Annotated in this window: 16 protein-coding genes; 7 read left to right on the top strand and 9 right to left on the bottom strand. The window is 35.2% G+C overall.

Annotation, left to right across the window (positions count from 1 at the left end):
- Positions 1-18: 18 nt before the first annotated feature.
- From gerKA to KPL75_RS17285, 3 genes are read left to right on the top strand one after another with little or no spacing between them, the layout of a single operon-like run.
- Positions 19-1,521: a spore germination protein GerKA gene (gene gerKA, locus KPL75_RS17295; RefSeq protein ID WP_219917120.1), complete on the top strand. Its 1,503-nt coding sequence runs from the start codon at positions 19-21 to the stop codon at positions 1,519-1,521.
- On the top strand, positions 1,502-2,608 hold the full coding sequence (locus KPL75_RS17290) for a GerAB/ArcD/ProY family transporter (RefSeq protein WP_219917119.1): 1,107 nt from the start codon (positions 1,502-1,504) through the stop codon (positions 2,606-2,608). Before gerKA ends, KPL75_RS17290 begins: the two co-directional genes overlap by 20 nt.
- A complete protein-coding gene (locus tag KPL75_RS17285; protein WP_002204469.1) occupies positions 2,589-3,713 on the top strand; it encodes a Ger(x)C family spore germination protein in 1,125 nt (374 codons plus the stop codon). Before KPL75_RS17290 ends, KPL75_RS17285 begins: the two co-directional genes overlap by 20 nt.
- 31 nt (positions 3,714-3,744) lie before the next feature.
- Here the strand turns inward: KPL75_RS17285 and treC are convergent, their stop codons facing one another.
- The 3 genes from treC to treR all read right to left on the bottom strand — a co-directional run bounded on the left by treC (position 3,745) and on the right by treR (position 7,698).
- Positions 3,745-5,406 (bottom strand): alpha,alpha-phosphotrehalase, encoded by a 1,662-nt coding sequence (treC, locus tag KPL75_RS17280; protein ID WP_219917118.1) that lies wholly within the window; start codon positions 5,404-5,406, stop codon positions 3,745-3,747.
- A 13-nt stretch (positions 5,407-5,419) separates the two neighbouring features.
- Complete coding sequence (gene treP, locus KPL75_RS17275; RefSeq protein ID WP_219917117.1) at positions 5,420-6,847, bottom strand: PTS system trehalose-specific EIIBC component; 1,428 nt, start codon at positions 6,845-6,847, stop codon at positions 5,420-5,422.
- A 140-nt stretch (positions 6,848-6,987) separates the two neighbouring features.
- Positions 6,988-7,698, bottom strand: a complete 711-nt coding sequence (gene treR, locus KPL75_RS17270; RefSeq protein ID WP_002063767.1) for a trehalose operon repressor — start codon at positions 7,696-7,698, stop codon at positions 6,988-6,990.
- A gap of 451 nt (positions 7,699-8,149) precedes the next feature.
- Between treR and KPL75_RS17265 the strand changes: the two genes are divergently transcribed.
- Entirely contained in the window at positions 8,150-9,544 is a 1,395-nt protein-coding gene (locus tag KPL75_RS17265) for an amino acid permease (protein WP_219917116.1), read from the top strand.
- A gap of 35 nt (positions 9,545-9,579) precedes the next feature.
- On the opposite strand, the gene KPL75_RS17260 is transcribed toward KPL75_RS17265, so the two are convergent.
- From KPL75_RS17260 to KPL75_RS17250, 3 genes are all read right to left on the bottom strand, one after another.
- Positions 9,580-11,283, bottom strand: a complete 1,704-nt coding sequence (locus tag KPL75_RS17260) for a putative bifunctional diguanylate cyclase/phosphodiesterase (protein WP_219917115.1) — start codon at positions 11,281-11,283, stop codon at positions 9,580-9,582.
- Positions 11,284-11,933: 650 nt separating this feature from the next.
- Positions 11,934-12,305 (bottom strand): hypothetical protein, encoded by a 372-nt coding sequence (locus KPL75_RS17255; RefSeq protein ID WP_219917114.1) that lies wholly within the window; start codon positions 12,303-12,305, stop codon positions 11,934-11,936.
- A 39-nt stretch (positions 12,306-12,344) separates the two neighbouring features.
- Positions 12,345-12,533, bottom strand: coding sequence for a hypothetical protein (locus KPL75_RS17250; protein ID WP_219917113.1), 189 nt, complete (start codon positions 12,531-12,533; stop codon positions 12,345-12,347).
- Between the two features lie 184 nt (positions 12,534-12,717).
- Here KPL75_RS17250 and KPL75_RS17245 point away from each other — a divergent pair, with 184 nt between their 5' ends.
- From KPL75_RS17245 to KPL75_RS17235, 3 genes are all read left to right on the top strand, one after another.
- Complete coding sequence (locus KPL75_RS17245) at positions 12,718-14,247, top strand: cardiolipin synthase (protein WP_219917112.1); 1,530 nt, start codon at positions 12,718-12,720, stop codon at positions 14,245-14,247.
- Positions 14,248-14,373: 126 nt separating this feature from the next.
- A complete protein-coding gene (locus tag KPL75_RS17240; protein ID WP_070140852.1) occupies positions 14,374-15,267 on the top strand; it encodes an ATP-binding protein in 894 nt (297 codons plus the stop codon).
- Positions 15,268-15,270: 3 nt separating this feature from the next.
- The gene (locus KPL75_RS17235; RefSeq protein ID WP_219917111.1) at positions 15,271-17,154 is read left to right on the top strand and encodes a vWA domain-containing protein; all 1,884 of its coding nucleotides are present in this window, start codon (positions 15,271-15,273) and stop codon (positions 17,152-17,154) included.
- 37 nt (positions 17,155-17,191) lie between these two features.
- On the opposite strand, the gene KPL75_RS17230 is transcribed toward KPL75_RS17235, so the two are convergent.
- The 3 genes from KPL75_RS17230 to KPL75_RS17220 form a co-directional block, all read right to left on the bottom strand.
- Positions 17,192-17,614, bottom strand: coding sequence for an NUDIX hydrolase (locus KPL75_RS17230; protein WP_002204479.1), 423 nt, complete (start codon positions 17,612-17,614; stop codon positions 17,192-17,194).
- Entirely contained in the window at positions 17,601-18,143 is a 543-nt protein-coding gene (gene pyrE, locus KPL75_RS17225; RefSeq protein WP_219917110.1) for an orotate phosphoribosyltransferase, read from the bottom strand. Before pyrE ends, KPL75_RS17230 begins: the two co-directional genes overlap by 14 nt.
- Before the next feature lie 112 nt (positions 18,144-18,255).
- The gene (locus tag KPL75_RS17220) at positions 18,256-19,221 is read right to left on the bottom strand and encodes an L-threonine 3-dehydrogenase (RefSeq protein ID WP_219917109.1); all 966 of its coding nucleotides are present in this window, start codon (positions 19,219-19,221) and stop codon (positions 18,256-18,258) included.
- Between the last annotated feature and the right edge of the window lie 40 nt (positions 19,222-19,261).

The following is a 19,261-nucleotide window of genomic DNA, read 5'->3' as shown; positions in this document are numbered from 1 at the left end:
CTAAAAGAGGTGGAATTTATGACACAATACGAAGAACAGCAAGAAAGCAAGAACCAAAAGCATATGTTTCCATCACTTCCGGAAAACGTTAATTATATTGAAAATAAACTTTGCCACTCGGATGATATAAAAAAATTAGATATCCCTTTTCAAAATGGAAAAGGAAACATTATATATATCGAATCTTTAGCAGATCCAAATTTAATTCATCAATTAGCTCTTGAGCCTTTATTAACGCGGTCGGATTTGGCTTTAGATAAAGCTTTTTCTACATTAAATATGAAAAAAGAAACGAATTTAAATTATGGGGTGCAGCTTTTATTACAAGGAAAATCATTATATTTTCATGAACACGTCGATAGCTTTTGTATTTTCGAAACAGCTCTATCTTTAAAAAGAGATATAACAGAGCCGGATAATGAAGGCATTGTACGTGGACCACATACCGGTTTTGTAGAAGATTTAGCAACCAATTTAGCTTCTATTCGTAAACTCATAAAAAGTCCAAATGTCGTCGTTAAATATTTCACACTTGGTGAAGAAATGCATACGAAAGTGGCAATTGCTTATATTCAAAATATAGCTAATGACGATCTCGTTGCAGAAGTAAAAAGAAGATTAGAAATGATTAAGACAGACGCACTCATGCCGCCAGGATACATACAGGAATTTATAGAAGATACATCTTTCTCACCATTCCCGCAGCAATTAAATACAGAGCGCCCAGATAGAGTTGCTGCCAATTTAATGGAGGGGCGCGTTGCTATTTTATCTGACGGAGATCCAACAGCTCTTATCGTTCCTGTTACGTTATTCGCTTTTTATCAATCACCTGATGACTATAATAATCGCTGGATTGTCGGTTCTTTCGTGCGAATGATTCGCTTAGTAAGTTTTTTAATTGCCTTTCTCTTACCAGCTATATATATCGCAACTGTCGCTTTTCATCCTGATGTGTTGCCACTCGAACTCGTTTATACAATTAAAGCTTCATTAGAAAAAGTGCCACTTCCTCCTATTTTTGAAGCTCTCTTAATGGAATTGATCTTCGAATTATTGCGCGAAGCTGGTATTCGTCTGCCTAGCCGCGTTGGACAAACAATCGGTATTGTAGGCGGTTTAGTAATTGGGGATGCAATTGTAAAAGCTGGACTCGTTTCTTACACAATGATTATCGTTGTGGCTTTAACTGCAATTGCATCTTTTCTTGTTCCATCAAACGATATGAGCTCAGCAGTTCGGATTCTTCGTTTTCCGTTAATGATCCTTGCTGCTATATTCGGGTACGTAGGAATATCATTCGGTCTAATTATAACTTTCGTTCATTTATGCCAGCTACATTCATTTCATACACCATATCTTTCTCCTCTTGCACCAATGCGGATAAAAGATATGAAAGATTCTTTTGTAAGACTACCAATTTGGTCGTTTTGGGAACGACCACATGATCCAAAACCTAAAACAATGCAACGACAACATGTAACGAGAGAGGATGAGAACGGTGACAAACACGCAAAGTAAAATTTCACTAGTTCAATTTACCTTTTTCGTTATTCAATGCCAAATCGGTGTTGGTATACTTTCTCTACCAAACCGTCTTCACCCAATAGCGAAAGGTGGTGGATGGATTTCTGTTCTCATCGCTGGTTTTGCAATTCAACTTATTATTTTACTTATGTGGCTTCTCTTAAAACGATTTCCTGATGCAGATATGTATGAAAGTGTTTGTATGCTATTTGGTAATAAACTTGGAAAACTATTAGGTTTTGCTTATGTTTTTTATTTTACCCTTATCGGTATGACGGTTATGTTAAATGCTTGTAATGTCATTAAAGTATGGATATTACAAGCAACTCCTTGGTATGCCATTCTCATACTATTTACAATTGCTTGTTGTTATGTAGCTTATAATACGTTTAAAGTTATCGTACGGTTTTACGTCATGGCTTCTATCCTCATTTTACCAATGGCTTTTTTAATTGCCCTTGGGCTCTCGCGAGCTGATTTTTCTTATATTTTCCCCATTACAGAGGCTGGATGGTGGAATATTATTCAAGCATCCAAAGAAACAATTACAGCTATGTATGGTTTTGAAATTATTCTTATCGCTTTCCCAAAAGTAAACGGGAGTTCTGTGGCAAAACTGAAGGCAATTTCTATAGCTAATGGATTTGTAACTCTTTTTTATGCCTTTACAGTTTGGATTTGCTTTATCGTATTTAGTCCAAAACAAGTTGAGCTTATTCCAGAGCCAGTTGCTTACTTACTACGCTCCTTGCATATCGGGATTATAGACCGGACTGATTTACTATTCATACCAATATGGATGATAACAGTTGTGGCTTCTATTGCTAGTTATTATTGTGCTGCTTCAATCGGAATTGGACATATATTCAATCTTGCTAATCATAAAAAAGCTGTTCCAATCGTTGGTATTATTGCTTTTAGTGTAGCCTTATTTATAGATACACCTGAAGAATTAAAAGTAATTGCAACTTTCACTGATAAGTTCACCTATATTTTCATAGTTGTCCTCCCTCTTTTATTTCTACTTTATTCAGTAATAAGAAATAAGAAAGGAGAACAGTGTGTTCAAAAAAAGAATTAAATTACTTGTTGTATTATGTGCTAGTTCATTCCTTTCTGGCTGTTGGGATCAAGAACCATTAAGAGAGGCAAGATTGGCTTATAGTATTGGATATGATATTACAGAAGAAAATAAACTTCAGCAAACGATTGAGCTCGTAAAAAGTTCAAGTGGAGAACAATCTTCATTCGAGAATGAAGTACATTCAGCAACCGGACATAACATAAGAGATACAAGCGATGCACTGAAAAAAAATGTAACTGGGAATATCCGTTACTTTAAATACGGTGTTCAATTATTAGGAACAAAAATCCAACAAAAAGGTATACTACCCTATTTAGATGTCAGCTTTCGAGACCCAACAAACCCAACTGCTTTAGTGAAGCTTATTTCAGTAGATGGTGACACATCCGAGATACTCGAAAAAAAGAAAGTAGGGAATTTACTGATTGGAGATTTTCTAAAGAAAAAAGTGAAAAGCTTAGAAGATATGAGTGTGTTTCCAAAAGAAACTTTAGAAACAGCTGCTACAAAAATGTTAGATCCGGGTAAAGATTTCACTCTCCCTTCTATAAAAATAAAAGGAAAAGAAGTTATTACAGACGGGTTAGCTTTATTCAATAAAGACAAATTAACTGGACATTTACCCCTGAAACAAGCTGTTTTATTCGTATTATTAACCGGAAAAATGGGAACAAGTGCCCGTATAACCCAAAAACTTACTAGTGATGACTCAGAGAAGACATCTGATTATTTAACAATGGAAGTGAGCAATCAGAAATTAAAACGAGACTTAAAAATAACAACAGATAAAAAAGGAAATGTTTATGCTCACATTAAGCTCCAACTAAAAATTATAGCGCTTGAAGCTCCAAGGGATAATCTTTATAAAATGGGTGAAAGAGAAAAGCTAAATAGGGAATTATCGAAACAACTTACGAAAGAAGCTAAACAAATAACGAAAAAGCTACAAAAAGCAAATTGTGATGCTTTCGGTATTGGAAGACACCTTATCGCTTATCATCCTGATTTATGGAAGAAAAAAAATTGGAATAAAGATTATGCAAAAGTGAAATTTAAGCCCGAAGTAGAAGTAAGCATTTTATATAGTGGTGTCTTAAAATAAAAAGTTGTATGCCACTTAGGCATACAACCTTTTATTTCGTATATCGATATACAATTGATTCATATGGTCTTAAATTAAGATTTGTAATATCCTTGCTTGAATCTTTATAATTTGACAATAATACTTCTTGTTTCATTCCATCTAATTGAACATTACCTGGTACAGAGTATGTTATTTCTTCTCCATAGAAATTATTTATAACAAGTAGTACTTCATTCTTTACAGTACGAGTATATGCCCAAATCTTAGAATGATTTTCATCTAAAATAGCATATTCCCCTTCTGTAATTGCATCATAAGTTTTTCTAAGTTCAATTAACTTTTTATAATGATAAAATACAGATTCATTCTCTTCTAACGCTTTATCTACATTAATTTCTTTATAACTATCAGCCACTGAAATCCAAGGTGTATTTGTTGTAAAACCACTGTTCACCTCTTCATTCCACTGCATTGGAGTACGGGAATTGTCACGAGATTTTTGTTTTAAAATCCCTATAATCTCTTCTTTTGGTAATCCTTCTTCTAGCTTTATATCATATATATTTAACGATTCCACATCACGATATTGCTCGATGGACTCGAATTTAGGATTCGTCATACCGATTTCTTCCCCTTGATAAATGTAAGGTGTTCCTTGCAACATATGCATAGCTGTCGCTAACATTTTAGCAGATTCATTTCGGTACTTACCATCATCACCAAAGCGTGACACAATGCGAGGCTGGTCATGATTACACCAAAATAACGCATTCCATCCCTCGCCCTTTTGCATTTCAATTTGCCAATTAGACATAATTTCTTTTAATTTAATAAAATCAAAATCAGCTTTCGTCCACTTATCACCATTGGGATAATCCACTTTTAAATGATGGAAACTAAACGTCATACTTAGTTCATTACGCTCTGGGTTTGAATATTTAATACAATTATCAATTGTCGTAGATGACATTTCTCCAACTGTAATTACATCTTTCCCTTCAAAAACATTTCGGTTCATCTCTTGTAAATATTCATGGACGCGTGGACCATCCGTATAATATTTACGCCCATCACTTGTAGCCAGGGTGCCTTCATCACTTAAAAATCTTTGATCTTTTGAAATTAAATTAATAACATCAAGGCGGAATCCTTTTACACCTTTCTCCAACCAAAAGCGCATCATATCGTACACTTCTTCACGAAGCTTTTCATTTTCCCAGTTTAAATCAGCTTGTGTCTCATCAAATAGATGTAAAAAATATTGCTTAGTTTTTTCATCGTACTTCCAAGCTGATCCACCAAACTTAGACTGCCAATTATTTTTTTCATCACACCAAATATAGTAATTGCGATACGGACTATTCTTATCTTCTTTTGCTTCTTTAAACCACTTATGCTCGGTCGAACTATGGTTTACAACGATATCGAGCATAATTTCAATGTCACGTTCTTTCGCTTTTTCTAGAAGCTCTTCAAACTCTTCCATCGTTCCGTAAGATGGATCAATACTGTAATAATCACTTACATCGTACCCATTATCATTTTGTGGTGATTGGTATATCGGTGTTAACCAAATATAATCTACTCCGAGTTCTTTTAAATAATCTAGTTTCTCTGTAACCCCTTTTATATCACCGGTTTCTTTATTGTAATAACTATTAAAGCTCTTCGGATAAATTTGATAGACTACACTTTTATGCCAATCCTTCATGTTTAACTTCCTCCTACTTCTGTTTTACTCGTTTTGCAAATAACCATGTTAACGTAAATGGAATTACGACTGCTATCATCATTCCTATAATAAACATTGGAATCGATTTTGGAATGATAGAAATAAATGCTGGTAGTCCGCCAATTCCGATAGCCGGGGCTAATACGCCATTTAATGTAATGAATATCGCCGCAATAGCAGATCCAATAATTGCTGCATAGAACGGGAACTTATTTCGTAAGTTAACACCAAACATCGCCGGCTCTGTAATACCGAAGTACGCGGAAATTGCTGATGTCGATGCCATACTTTTATCATTTTGATTTTTAGAAATCCAGAACATTGCAAGTGCTGCACTACCTTGCGCAATGTTAGAAAGAGCAATCATCGGCCAAATAAATGTACCGCCGTGTTGTGCAATTAATTGTAAATCAATTGCAATAAACATATGATGCATACCTGTAATTACAAGCGGTGCATAAAGTGCCCCAAACAATACTGCTCCAACTACTGGTACTGTTTCATATACTCCTACTAATCCAGCTGTTAATAAATCTCCAATATGACGTGTAACTGGACCGATAATCCCTAATGCTAATACACCTGTTACAACGATTGTTGTAATTGGTACAACTAATAATTGAATTGCATTTGGTACATGTTTCTTTAAGAAGATTTCAACTTTACTTAATACGAATGCTGCTACTAAAACGGGTAAAATTTGTCCTTGATACCCTACCTTTTCAATTTGGAACAATCCTAAAATATTGAAGTACTCAATCTTTTGTCCCTCTAAACCAGTCGCTGCTTTTCCATAATCCCAGGCGTTTAATAAGGCCGGATGCACAAGCATTAAGCCCATAACAATACCTAGTATTGGACTACCACCAAAACGCTTCGTCGCCGACCAACCGACAAGTGCTGGTAAGAATACGAACGCTGTATTGGCCATCATATTAATTAAATCCCAAAGCCCGCCTAAATTCGGATAAACATCTAATAAATTTTTACCATCAAAAAATAAGTCCTTTGCCCCTAATAAATTGTTAATCCCCATTAGTAAACCAGCTGTTACGATCGCTGGTAATATCGGCATAAATACATCTGAAAATACTTTTACAAACTTTTGAGCCGGATTCAACTTTTGGTTTCCAGAATCTTTCACGTCAGCTACTGTCGATTCCTCCATGCCTGCAAGCGTTATCAATTCAGCGTATACTCGATCGACATCACCTGGACCAATTACAACTTGAAATACCCCAGCATTATGAAACGCTCCCTTTACTAATGAAACAGACTGCAATTTATCATTATCTATTTTACTTTCATCTTTTAAAGCGATACGGAGCCTCGTTACACAGTGCGCAGCTTGTTCAATATTGTCTTTCCCACCAATATACTGCAACACTTCTTCTGCTGTCTTACGATAGTCTTTCCCCATATTCCCGTCCCTCTTTTCTGTTTTTGATACCGTTTACACTTACATATTAACTCGTATATATAAGTTAGTCAACACTCGTATATACGAGTTGGTGATTTTTTTTATAAAAAAAAGATGAAACGTTATTTCGTTTCATCTTTTTACTTTCTTCGCGCCACATCCGAAAAGTGAAAAATATCTAAACGGTGACGTGATTCCGTATATTCGAACTGACTCCCATCGTATAAATGAGTAAAGTTTTTTACAACGACAACATAGTCTGTGCCATTTAAATCCAAATACTTTCGGTCATCATCTGTACATGGTTGTACTTCAATTACCCGCTGTGAATAGCTAATATGTAGCCCTAATTCTTTCTCAATGTATTTATAAATCGATGCAGTTGCAATTTCTCTCGTTAATCCTGGAATATATTCCGATACAAAATGGTTTATATCTAAAATTACTTTTTCTCCATCAATATTTCGTACACGTTTAATATGATCTATTTCCGTTTTTTCTTTCACGTTTAATAACTTTGCTACATCTTTCGTCGCTTTCATTTTCTCTATTTCCACGACTTCTGTAATACAGTAACGTCCTAAACGTTCATTTTCTTCTTGAAAACTTACAATACCACCAAAGTTAAATTCAATGTTTTTACGCTTTAATACAAAAACACCTTTTCCGTGTATTTTTTGAACATATCCACGCTCTTGCAATAAATCTACCGCTTTTCTTACAGTACCTCGGCTTGCCTCATACTGCTTCATTAATTCTGTTTCTGATGGGATTTTGCATCCCTCTTTTAATTGTTTATTATCAATAGACTTACTGATTTCTGTATAAATTTGTTCATACTTACTCATCATCTACAATAGCCCCTTGTCACCTTCTAATTCTATATGTATTATACCACGCTACACTCTTCTGCCAATCTCTCACTTATTTTCCAGTACAAGAAAAATATAGGTAAATATTTAATCTCTACAACTTATTTTCATAAAAATTTTCATATTTTTCTTTTCATTCAAAAAAACATGTAGTATACTAACTTCAAAATCAGAGGAGAAAGGGAGCAAAGAACTATGCTTACTTATACAACAATTGTAGTTACATTTGCACAAAAACATCATCATCATACGTAACCCTTGAAACCTAGCGGAAAAATTACGCGTAGGTACAAGGGTTATTCCCGTTGTACCTACGCTTTGGCGAAGAGCCATGTAGGTATTTTTTATCTACATGGCTCTTTTTTTTATTGCCAAAAAGCTAGTAAAAAATGATGTTTAAGCAAATCTTACTACAAAGGAGTTAACAAAAATGGAAACGAAAAAATGGGGATTATGGGTTTTAACAGCTTTTGTTATCGGGAATATGGTTGGCGGTGGCGTATTTATGCTCCCAGCAAATTTAGCACACGTATCAGGTCCAATGGGATCTACACTTGCATGGAGTATTACAGGACTTGGTGTATTTATGATTGCACTCGTATTTGGAAATTTAGCAATTCGTAAACCAGAATTAAAAGCAGGACCACAAAGTTACGCCCAAGCAATGTTTACTTCCCAGAAGGCAGGTAAAGTTGCAGGATATAGTATGGCTTGGGGATACTGGGCTGCTAACTGGGCTGCTACAGCATCTGTAATTATTTCCTTTGCAGGATATTTATCAACATTCTTCCCAGTTTTACAAAGTAAGCAAATTCTCTTTTCAACAAACGGATTTTCATTAGAACTTGGAAAAACTTTAACCTTCATAGTATGTAGTATGATGCTATGGGGAATTCAATATATTCTTTCTCAAAATATTGATAGAGCAGGAAATATGAACCTTCTTGCAACAATCGCAAAAATCATCGGATTTACAATGTTTATTGTAATCACATTATTCATTTTCAATGCCTCTAATTTCGGGGACGGTCAAACATTTATGAATGAAGCTGGACAACCCATTTCGTTGGGGGGACAAATAAATTCCGCTGCTATTGCAACACTTTGGGCGTTTATCGGTATTGAGTCAGCAGTTATGCTCTCTAACCGCGCAAAATCTCAGCACGATGTTAAGAAAGCTACGATTTTCGGATTAATCATCGCTCTTCTTATTTACATGGCAATTACTCTACTAACAATGGGCGCTCTTCCACAAGACGTTTTAAAAGAGTCTCAAAAGCCATTAGTAGATGCATTAAATTTAGCAATTGGTACTAAGGGTGCTTATATAATGGCACTACTTGCACTAGTATCTTTATTTGGATCCACTGTAGGCTGGATCGTTGTTAGCTCAGAAGTACCTTACCAGGCTGCCAAAAATGGACTTTTCCCTAAGTTTTTCAGTAAAACAAATAAGAAAGGTAGTCCTTCAAAATCATTATTTATTACAAATGTGATGACACAAATTTTCTTATTCTCAACGATTTCTGGCACTGTTTCAGAAGCATATAACTTCGCTATCGTTGTAGCAACATTAGCTTATTTAATTCCATATCTTGTTTCTACTCTGTATCAATTTAAATTGGTTATTACAGGAGAAACGTATGATATGATGCCAGGATCTCGAATAAAAGACGGGGTCATTACTACATTAGCATTTGTATACTCCATTTGGGTTATTAAAACAGGAACTGCTGATTTAAAAACGTTCTTCTTAGGAATTGGATTGTTTGTATTAGGCCTTATTCTTTATCCAATTTTAATGAAAGATTCACAAAAAAAATAATAAAAAAGAGAAGCTTTCCGCTTCTCTTTTTTTTATTAAAAGTCAGTTAATAACTTTTCTTTTAGTTCACCTACATCTAACGGTTTCGCATAATAAAAACCTTGTACAAAGTCGCAATCCATTGATTTTAATAAACTTTCTTGTTCTACCGTTTCTACCCCTTCAGCTACCACTAATAAATTTAAACTATGGGCGATTTCAATAACCGATTTTACAATCGTTCGCTCTGGTTGTGCGTGATCAAAATGAAACTCACGAATAAAATTACGATCAATTTTCACAATATCAAGTGGTAGTTGTTTTAAATAATATAATGAGGAATACCCTGTTCCGAAATCGTCTAAAGCGATTAAAATCCCCATACTTCTTAATTCTTGTAATGTAGCAATAATATAATCAAAATGACGTACAGCTATACTTTCTGTTATTTCTAATATTAAACGATTTGGTGGAAACCCTGTTCGCTTCAATATACTACGAACAGATAAAATAAAGCGCTTTTGCATCAATTGTTGTATTGATAAATTAACAGATAATTTCATTCCCTCTTGATACTCTGGCAAAGTTTTAAACAGTCGACATGACTTTTCTAGTACCCAGTCTCCTAGTTTTATAATAAGTCCACACTCTTCAGCTACAGGTATAAATTCACTTGGTGAAATAGGACCTTCTTCTGTCTTACAGCGTACTAAAGCCTCAATACCAGTACATTTCTTTGTTTTCAAATCAATAATGGGCTGTAATGCCACTTCTAATTCTTCATCACGAATTGCTTTTTGCAAAGCAAACTCTATTTTCATTCTACGGTTTATTTTCGCACGTAATTTATCTGTAAAGAAGCACGCCGCATTTCTTCCTTGCTCTTTCGCACTATACATGGCTAAATCTGAATTTTTCAATAACGTTTCAACATCTTTTCCATCTTGCGGATAGGAACAAAGTCCTAGACTGGCTGAAATATATACTTCATGACCTTCAAGCATAAATGGTGCTTGAAAGCATGACAACACAGATGTCGCTAACTGCCTCATCCCATCTTGTGTATGTTTTTTTGTTAATAGTACAAATTCATCTCCACCAAGCCTAGCCAAAACATCTTTATCTCCTAGTACGTAATGTAATCGTGAAGCGACTTCACTTAAAAGTAAATCTCCTATTATATGACCTAACGTATCATTTACTAATTTAAAACGATCTAAATCAAAGTAAATCATGCCAAACTCTTTTTTCTCTGCAATCATCTTATTTACAGTCGTAATTAACTGCAAACGATTGGGTAAACTTGTTAACGCATCATGATAAGCAAGTTCCCTATAACGACTTTCACTTAATCGTAATCTTTGTTCTGCTTCTTTCCTACTACTTATATCATTTCGAATTGCAATAAATTGATAGGGTTCTCCCTTTTCATTTAAAAATGGAACAATTGTTGTTTTAACCCAATAATACGTACCATCTTTTGCTTGATTTCGAATTTCCCCCGTCCATACTTTTCCACTCAAAATACGCTTCCATAGGATTTGAAAAAATGCTTTCGGATGATATCTGGAATTTAAAATACGGTGATCTTTTCCTATTAATTCTTCTCTTTTATATTTTGAGATTTTACAAAATTTATCATTCACATATGTAATAAGACCATTTCGGTCTGTAATAGCAACAATTGAAGACTCATCTAATGCTAATTTTAAATCTTGCAATGAAGAGTCATATAATGCATGACCTCTTTGTTCTAGCATGCGCACCTCTCCTTGCTTCCTATCTGGCTAAAACACAACTCATTTCTCTTCATAGAAATAGAGATATCTCATTTTCTAACAATATGCCTTTACATAAAGTGAAACTTTAATCAGTGGGGGTTTTATCCATCCCCACTGATTATTATCCTTCATCAATCGGGCTTTTACGGGCAGTTATCTCCCACCTAACTTCCTCGCATTCACCGAATTTCGAGGTGGGAGTCTTACTGCCCGTTAATGCGGGATAAATCACAAATTTTTTCTAAATAGGCCGATTAAAATAACATAATATTATTTATAAAAAAAAGCAATATAGTGCCATTTTAATTATAGTAGCGACTTTTCACTTCTCTGATTATCTGATCTTATTATACCGTATTCCCTTACATTTTTTTAATTTATAAAGCGACAATTTAATCAATACTAGCCTCTGTTCCCTACTAACGCGACCCCACGCCTAATCTCTTTGCTTTCATGAAATATTAAGGTGTAAATCCAACTACCAACAAACTAACGAAATAGAGATTAAAAATTGGCAGTTAATATTTTGAATTACAATAACAAAATATTAACATATTTCCACCTTTTTTTTGGAAGTATTTTATAAATATATACATTATTAAACAAAAAGAGGGTATCCTCTTTTTTGTTTAATAATATGGATTCGATATTTGCTGGTAACCTGGGTATGGTGTTGGATATGGTGTTGGATATGGTGTTGGATATGGTGTTGGATATGGCGTTGGGTAAGCTACTGGATATGGAGCTGGGTAATATCCCCCACCACTAGCTGCACCTGTTAACGCTCCAGCTGTAAGTCCTCCTACTACTCCTCCTGCAAAACTTCCTGGGAAAAATCCTCCGCCCCATGAGCCGCCACCCCAGCCCCATCCGCCGCCGTGATGGTGGTGGTGATCATAATGATTGTGTCCACCATGATAATTATGCCCGCCGTGATGATGGTGCCCTCCACCCCCGTGATGATTCCGATTATATCCGCCATAATTTCCAGTATAGTTCATTTTTCTTCCTCTCCTTTTAGCATATAGTTCTGCCTCTCTTTAATATGTGGAATAATAAGGATTCTGCTGATAATCCGTATAGTATGCTGTATCTGAATAATATGCATAACCAAACGCAGGACTAAGTAAAGCACCTGCTACAAATCCAGGAAAGAATCCTCCTCCAAAAAATGGTGAATGTCCAAAACCACCGCCATGACCTAATCCTCCAATTGGACGACCGTACATTTTATTCACATCCCTTTTTTATATAAGAACGTAACAATATACTGTATGTAGGACAAATGCGGAAAGCATGGGGAAAATGTCTATATTTTGTAAAAAAAACAAAACACTTTATAATAAGAATGTTAGATTACACCTTTTATATAAGAAGTCTATATTAAAGAAAGATTAGAGGAATTTTATAGAAATGAAGAAACCTATCGTTCAATTATTATTAATATTTACAATCGTATCTATCGTTCTTTTCCTATTAAATACATCTGTTATTTCGTTATATACGTTTGTTGGTGCTCTATGGTCCATCACAATCGTAGGAATTTCATTCGTTATTTTTATCGAAAATAGATCCCCCCAAAGCACCTTAGCATGGTTTTTAGTATTAGCACTTCTTCCTGTTGTAGGTGTGCTTTTATACTCTATTTTCGGGCGTAGCCGTTGGAGAAGAAAAAAACATCTTCATCGTTCAGAAGAACAAAGAAAATTATTCCGTGAAATTTTAGAAGGAAGGCGACTAGAATTATCACTCACAGTCCCATTAAGTGAACGTTCTGTACACTTAACAGAAGTCGTACAAAAATTTGGAGGCGGTCCTGCCGCAGATAGAACGACGACAAAACTTTTAACAAACGGAGATCAAACCTTTTCAGAAATCTTGCAAGCCATAGAGCAGGCAAAACATCACATACATATTCAATACTATATTTATAAATCTGATGAGATCGGTACAAAAGTTCGAGATGCTTTAATAAAAAAAGCAGAATCTGGGGTTATTGTACGATTCCTTTATGATGGACTCGGAAGTAATACGTTAAGAAGACGATTTTTAAAACCGATGAAAGAAGCTGGAATTGAAATTGTAGAATTTGACCCTATTTTTTCAGCTTGGTTACTTGAGACAGTTAATTATCGTAATCACCGTAAAATCGTCATTGTAGATGGAGAAATTGGTTTTACCGGAGGACTCAACGTCGGTGATGAATATCTCGGTCGTTCGAAAAAATTCCCTGTTTGGCGTGATAGTCATTTGAAAATAGAAGGAAAAGCATTATATAAATTACAAGCAATCTTTCTAGAAGATTGGCTTTATGCCTCTAGTGGTTTAAACAACTATTCTTGGGATCAATTTATGAATAGACAATACTTCCCTGGAAAAGAAATTTCGAATGCAGAAGGTGCTGTTCAAATTGTAGCAAGTGGACCAAGCTCAGATGATAAAAGTATTCGTAATACATTACTAGCTGTTATGGGCTCTGCCAAAAAATCTATTTGGATCGCTACGCCATACTTTATTCCAGATCAAGAAACTTTAACATTATTACGCTTAAGTGCAATATCCGGCATAGATGTACGTATTTTATATCCAGGCAAAAGTGATAGTATTATTAGTGATCAAGCATCTCAATCCTATTTCACTCCACTTTTAAAAGCTGGTGCTTCCATTTACAGTTATAAAGATGGTTTTATGCATGCGAAAATTGTACTCGTTGATGATAAGATCGCAACAATTGGAACTGCAAATATGGATGTACGTAGCTTTGAGTTGAATTATGAAATTATTAGTGTACTTTATGAATCAGACACCGTTCATGATATTAAACATGATTTTGAAGAAGACTTTAAGCATTCCACTGAAATTAAATGGAACTCGTTCCAAAAAAGAAGTATCAAAAAACGAATATTAGAGTCTTTCATGCGACTCATTTCTCCTTTGCTATAAGCAATCAATATAATATTGATTGCTTTTTTTTTACATTTCCCCTCTCTCCTTTTCTTTGCATACCATATTAAAACAAGTTATCATAAGATGTATTACTTTATGAAAATAATGTTAGGTGGGAAATACATGTTAGAACAATTTCATATACACGCTGATTTAAAACAACAGCTCTCAGCCATTCACGAAAAGAATAAACAAGAAGCTGGAGAAAATGCACATTTAATTGGAAAAAAAATATATAAAGCATCTGATAACAGCATTATTGAAGATGCCATTACAGCACTTTTACTTGGTAAAAACATTCTATTAAAAGGACCAACTGGTAGTGGTAAAACAGTACTAGCGGAAACTCTTTCTTCTTTATTCCAAAAACCAATGCATAGCATTAACTGTTCTGTCGACTTAGATGTAGAAGGTATTTTAGGATACAACACATTACAAACAAAAGATGGTGCATCTGAAGTTACATTCGTTAACGGTCCTCTTATGAAGGCAATGAAGAACGGTCATTTCTTATATATTGATGAAATCAATATGGCAAAACCTGAAACATTACCACTTCTTCATGGTGCGTTAGATTATCGTAAAATGATTACAAACCCATTTACACAAGAAGTTGTATACGGTGATGACGAATATCGCGTAATTGCTGCGATTAACGAAGGTTATGTTGGGACAAGTGAACTAAACGAAGCGTTAAAAAACCGTTTCGTTATTATTGAAGTTCCTTACATTCAAGGTGATACATTAAAAGAGCTATTACTATCCGAATCAAAATTAAATGATGTTGCAACAATTGAAAAGTTTGTTGCATTCGCAAGCGATCTTATGCCTTTAGCTCGTGATGGACGCGTAAGTGAAGAAGCGGCTAGTATTCGTGGCATTATCGATGCATGTGATTTAGGTGTATATATTCCTGTTATGCGTGCAATTGAACGTAGTATTATCGCAAAATTAAACGATGAAACAGAACAAATGACTGTCCGTGAATTAGCAGAAAGTTATTTCTTTGAGGGATAATTCATGAGACAAATTTTTAGTGACAAAAAAATTGATGCGTCGCTGTTTCTACAAATGGAAAACTTAATGTATGCTCTTCTAAAAGAAGACGATGCCTATCTTGAGTATGGCTATAAAGCATACTACGACGAAATTGAAAAAAAGGTTGTCATTAGTCACTTTTGGGATGATCGAAAAGAAGAGGATACAGTAATCGGATTAAAAAGCGAAGTGTTCTTAAAGGCACTTGGTAATAAACATTACTCGGACATGACTTTAATTCGTTCTTATGCGATTGAATTACAAGAATCGCCTCTAAAAAAGTTTTTAACACAATTATTTGTTCTATTAGAAGATTTACGTGTTGAGGAGATCGTCAAAAATTTACGTCCTGGCACAAAACATATTTTTAAACGCCGAAAAGAAATGTACCGCAATTACTTTGGCTCACAAAATGAAATAAATCGTGTTCGTAACTATCACGGTGATCGTCTATTTTGTCTATGCTATCTTTCATTAACGAGTGATAAATATGAAATGTTTAATAATGAATATTTCGAGCAAATTGAAGCAATTTTGCATGAAACATTCCAAGCTCGTAATACGGAAGATATTATGTATATCGTTGAGAAAATTCGCTATCGCTTAGAAGGACTTCTTGAAAGTGATATGCTTAATAATTATTTCGGACATGCCCCGCTTTATTTATCTGTTATTGCAGATGAGAAAGACAGTCGCGCTGAAAAATTAGCAAATGATGATACGCAACTCATAGATGACGATGATAATAAAAACAAAATGGATGAAAGCTTCTCGACATGGCACCGTGAAAATAAAAACAATGAAAACGAGAATTTTTTACGCTTTGAATTAGAAAGTGGAACAAAAACAAACATGATGGGTGATACTGCTCGCGAATCAGAAGATGGCGATCAAGCACTTGGTTCTGTACAAGGTACTTCTCAAAAAAGTACACAATCCAACTTTGATGGTGCTGATACAGAAGAAGCAAGAGCGTCTCACGCTTCTAGTCAAAACGAAGGTGCATACGGTAAGTATAATGTCGGTGCCTCTCATACATTTAAAGAAGCCCGTAAATCAAATCCTGATGAGAAAAAAGATTATCAAGCCATCAAATCAGTCGTTAATAAAGATGTAAAAGAATTAAAGAAAATTATCGAAAAAACAATTGAAAATAAAACGAATGCAAACAGTGATAAATACTACGGAAGGCTTCGTAAGAAATTCCTTCGTATTTATATAGAAAAACAACCGCGTATGTTTTATAAAAAAGGACAAGAATCTCAAGAACTTGACGTTGCATTCCAACTATTAGTTGATTGCTCTGGCTCTATGTATAACAAAATGGAAGAAACGAAAAAGAGTGTTGTGCTATTCCATGAAGCTTTAAAATCGTTAAAAATCCCGCACGCTATTAGTGGATTTTGGGAAGATGCTTCTAGTGCTAAACCTGAAGATAAACCAAATGTTATCCATGAAGTTGTTACGTATAAAAACTCAACGTTACCAAACGTCGGTCCAGAAATTATGCAACTTCGCGAAGAAGAAGATAATCGTGATGGATATATCATTCGTATCGTTTCCGAAAAGCTCGCAAAAAGACCTGAGAAACATAAATTCCTACTAGTCTTCACAGATGGTGAACCTTCTGCATTAGACTATCAACAAGACGGAATTTTAGATACACACGAAGCTGTGAAACTCGCTCGTAAAAGCGGAATGGAAGTAATCGGTATCTTCATCGAAGAAGGTGAAGCGAAAGAAGCGACGTATCAATTAATGAAAAACATTTATAATCACCACTTCTTAGTAGCGAATCACGCGGAAGATTTACGCCTGAAGATTAAACCATTGTTGAAAAAGCTATTACTGAAGACGATTGAATAAAAAACAGGGGCCTTGTGGCTCCTGTTTTTTCGTTCACTCATTTTGTTTCTGGTTGAAACTTGTACGGAATGGCTACTTCTAACAATGGTTCGAATCCTCCGTCATAGAATGGGAATCGCTCATTTGCAATTTTCCTATCCACCCACTCGATTGCTGAAATTTCTCCTTCATCTTCTGCACCCAGTTTACCTGTTACTACATTTGCTTGGAATGTAAACAATAACGCATGATTACCTTGCTTCTCAAAAAATTTCTCATTTATTGCAACAAGTCCACCTGTTACAGCGTTCAAGCCTGTTTCTTCTTTCACTTCTCTTACTAGCGCTTGCTCTAATGTTTCTCCTTTTTCAACAGCCCCGCCTGGTAATGACCAAACGTTTTGTTCTACATTATGTACCATTAGTATTTTATCTTTTTCGCTATCGTATATTAGTGCATATACAACATCAACTCTTTGCATGTTGCTTTTCTCCTTCAATTAACTCAGCCATTGTAAATAAGGAATGTAACTGCAATCCATCTTCTAATAAGTTATCTCTGCCTTCTTTTGTTCGTTCGATTACACCTAAAACATGATTGACTTTCGCACCTAGTTCTCTTAAATCTTTCGTGCTTAATAATATTTGACCGCCTGTCGTAATGACATCTTCAACAACACAAACATTTTTCCCAGTAATATCAACGCCCTCTGCTAACTTACATGTTCCATACTTCTTCGCTTCTTTTCTCACAAATACAACTGGTATACCTGTTTGTAAAGATAATGCTGTTGCTACTGGAACTCCTCCCATCTCCAATCCTGCTAATACTTCTGTTTCAGGAGGAATGAGCTCTTTCAATTGTTTAGCAATTTCTAATAACAGTACTGGATTAGATTCGAATAAGTACTTATCAAAGTATTGATTTGATACTTTTCCTGAGCGAAGCTTAAATGTTCCCGTTAAACGCGACGTATTATAAATTTCCTTTGCTAACTCCCATTTCTCCATTGTATCTCTCCCCTTTATGCACAAATTAACTCATTCTATCACATTCAGAATTATTTTCATATTCTTGGAAATGCAAATAAAAGAGCCAATTCCTAAGAATCGACTCTTCCTATTAATTCATCACTAACTCAGTTGCAAGCTTTTTTTTTAACTTAGCCAGCATGTCAGTTGTCATTTTGTCTAAATCATATTCTGCTTTAAAGCCCCACTCTTTCATTGCTGCTGTTGCATCAATAGAGTTTGGCCAGCTATCAGCGATTGTTTGACGAGCAGGATCTACAGCGTAATCCATCGTAAACGCTGGGATGTGTTTACGAATTGATGCTGCGATTTGCTCTGGCTCGAAGCTCATTGCTGTAATGTTAAATGCATTTCTATGCACTAATTTATTTGGATCAGCTTCCATTAATGAAATGATCGCTTGTAAAGCATCAGGCATATACATCATATCCATGTATGTTCCCTCTGCAATGTATGAGGTGTATGCGCCTTTTTTAATCGCCTCATAATAAATTTCAACTGCATAGTCAGTTGTTCCGCCTCCTGGAGGAGCTACGTAAGAAATTAAGCCTGGGAAACGTACGCCGCGCGTATCAACGCCAAACTTTTGATGATAATAATCACATAGTAATTCTCCTGCTACTTTGTTTACCCCATACATCGTAGTAGGACGCTGAATTGTATCTTGTGGTGTATTATCTTTTGGCGTTGATGGACCAAATGCACCGATAGAACTTGGCGTGAAAAACTTACAGTTTAATTCACGTGCTGCTTCTAATGCATTTACAAGCCCGCCCATATTTAGATTCCAAGCAAATAACGGATTTTTTTCTGCAGTTGCTGAAAGTAAAGCCGCTAAATGAATAATTGTATCTACTTCATTACGCTTTGCAATATCATGTAATTTTTGTCCATCCGTTACATCTAACATTTCAAATGGACCAGACGTTACTACTTCACTATCTGTTTCACGAATATCTGTTGCAATAACGTTCGATGCACCGTATACATCACGAAGTTTCATTACTAGTTCAGAACCAATTTGCCCTAAAGAACCGGTTACTAGAATTTTTTTCATTTTCCCCACTCCTCATTTGCAAGCTATTCAAAAGATGTCG

Origin of the sequence: Bacillus sp. NP247, assembly GCF_018966865.1 — a bacterium.
Classification (GTDB): Bacteria; Bacillota; Bacilli; order Bacillales; family Bacillaceae_G; genus Bacillus_A.
The sequence above is the reverse complement of the archived record's forward strand: the minus strand, read 5'-3'. Positions and strand labels throughout refer to the sequence as shown.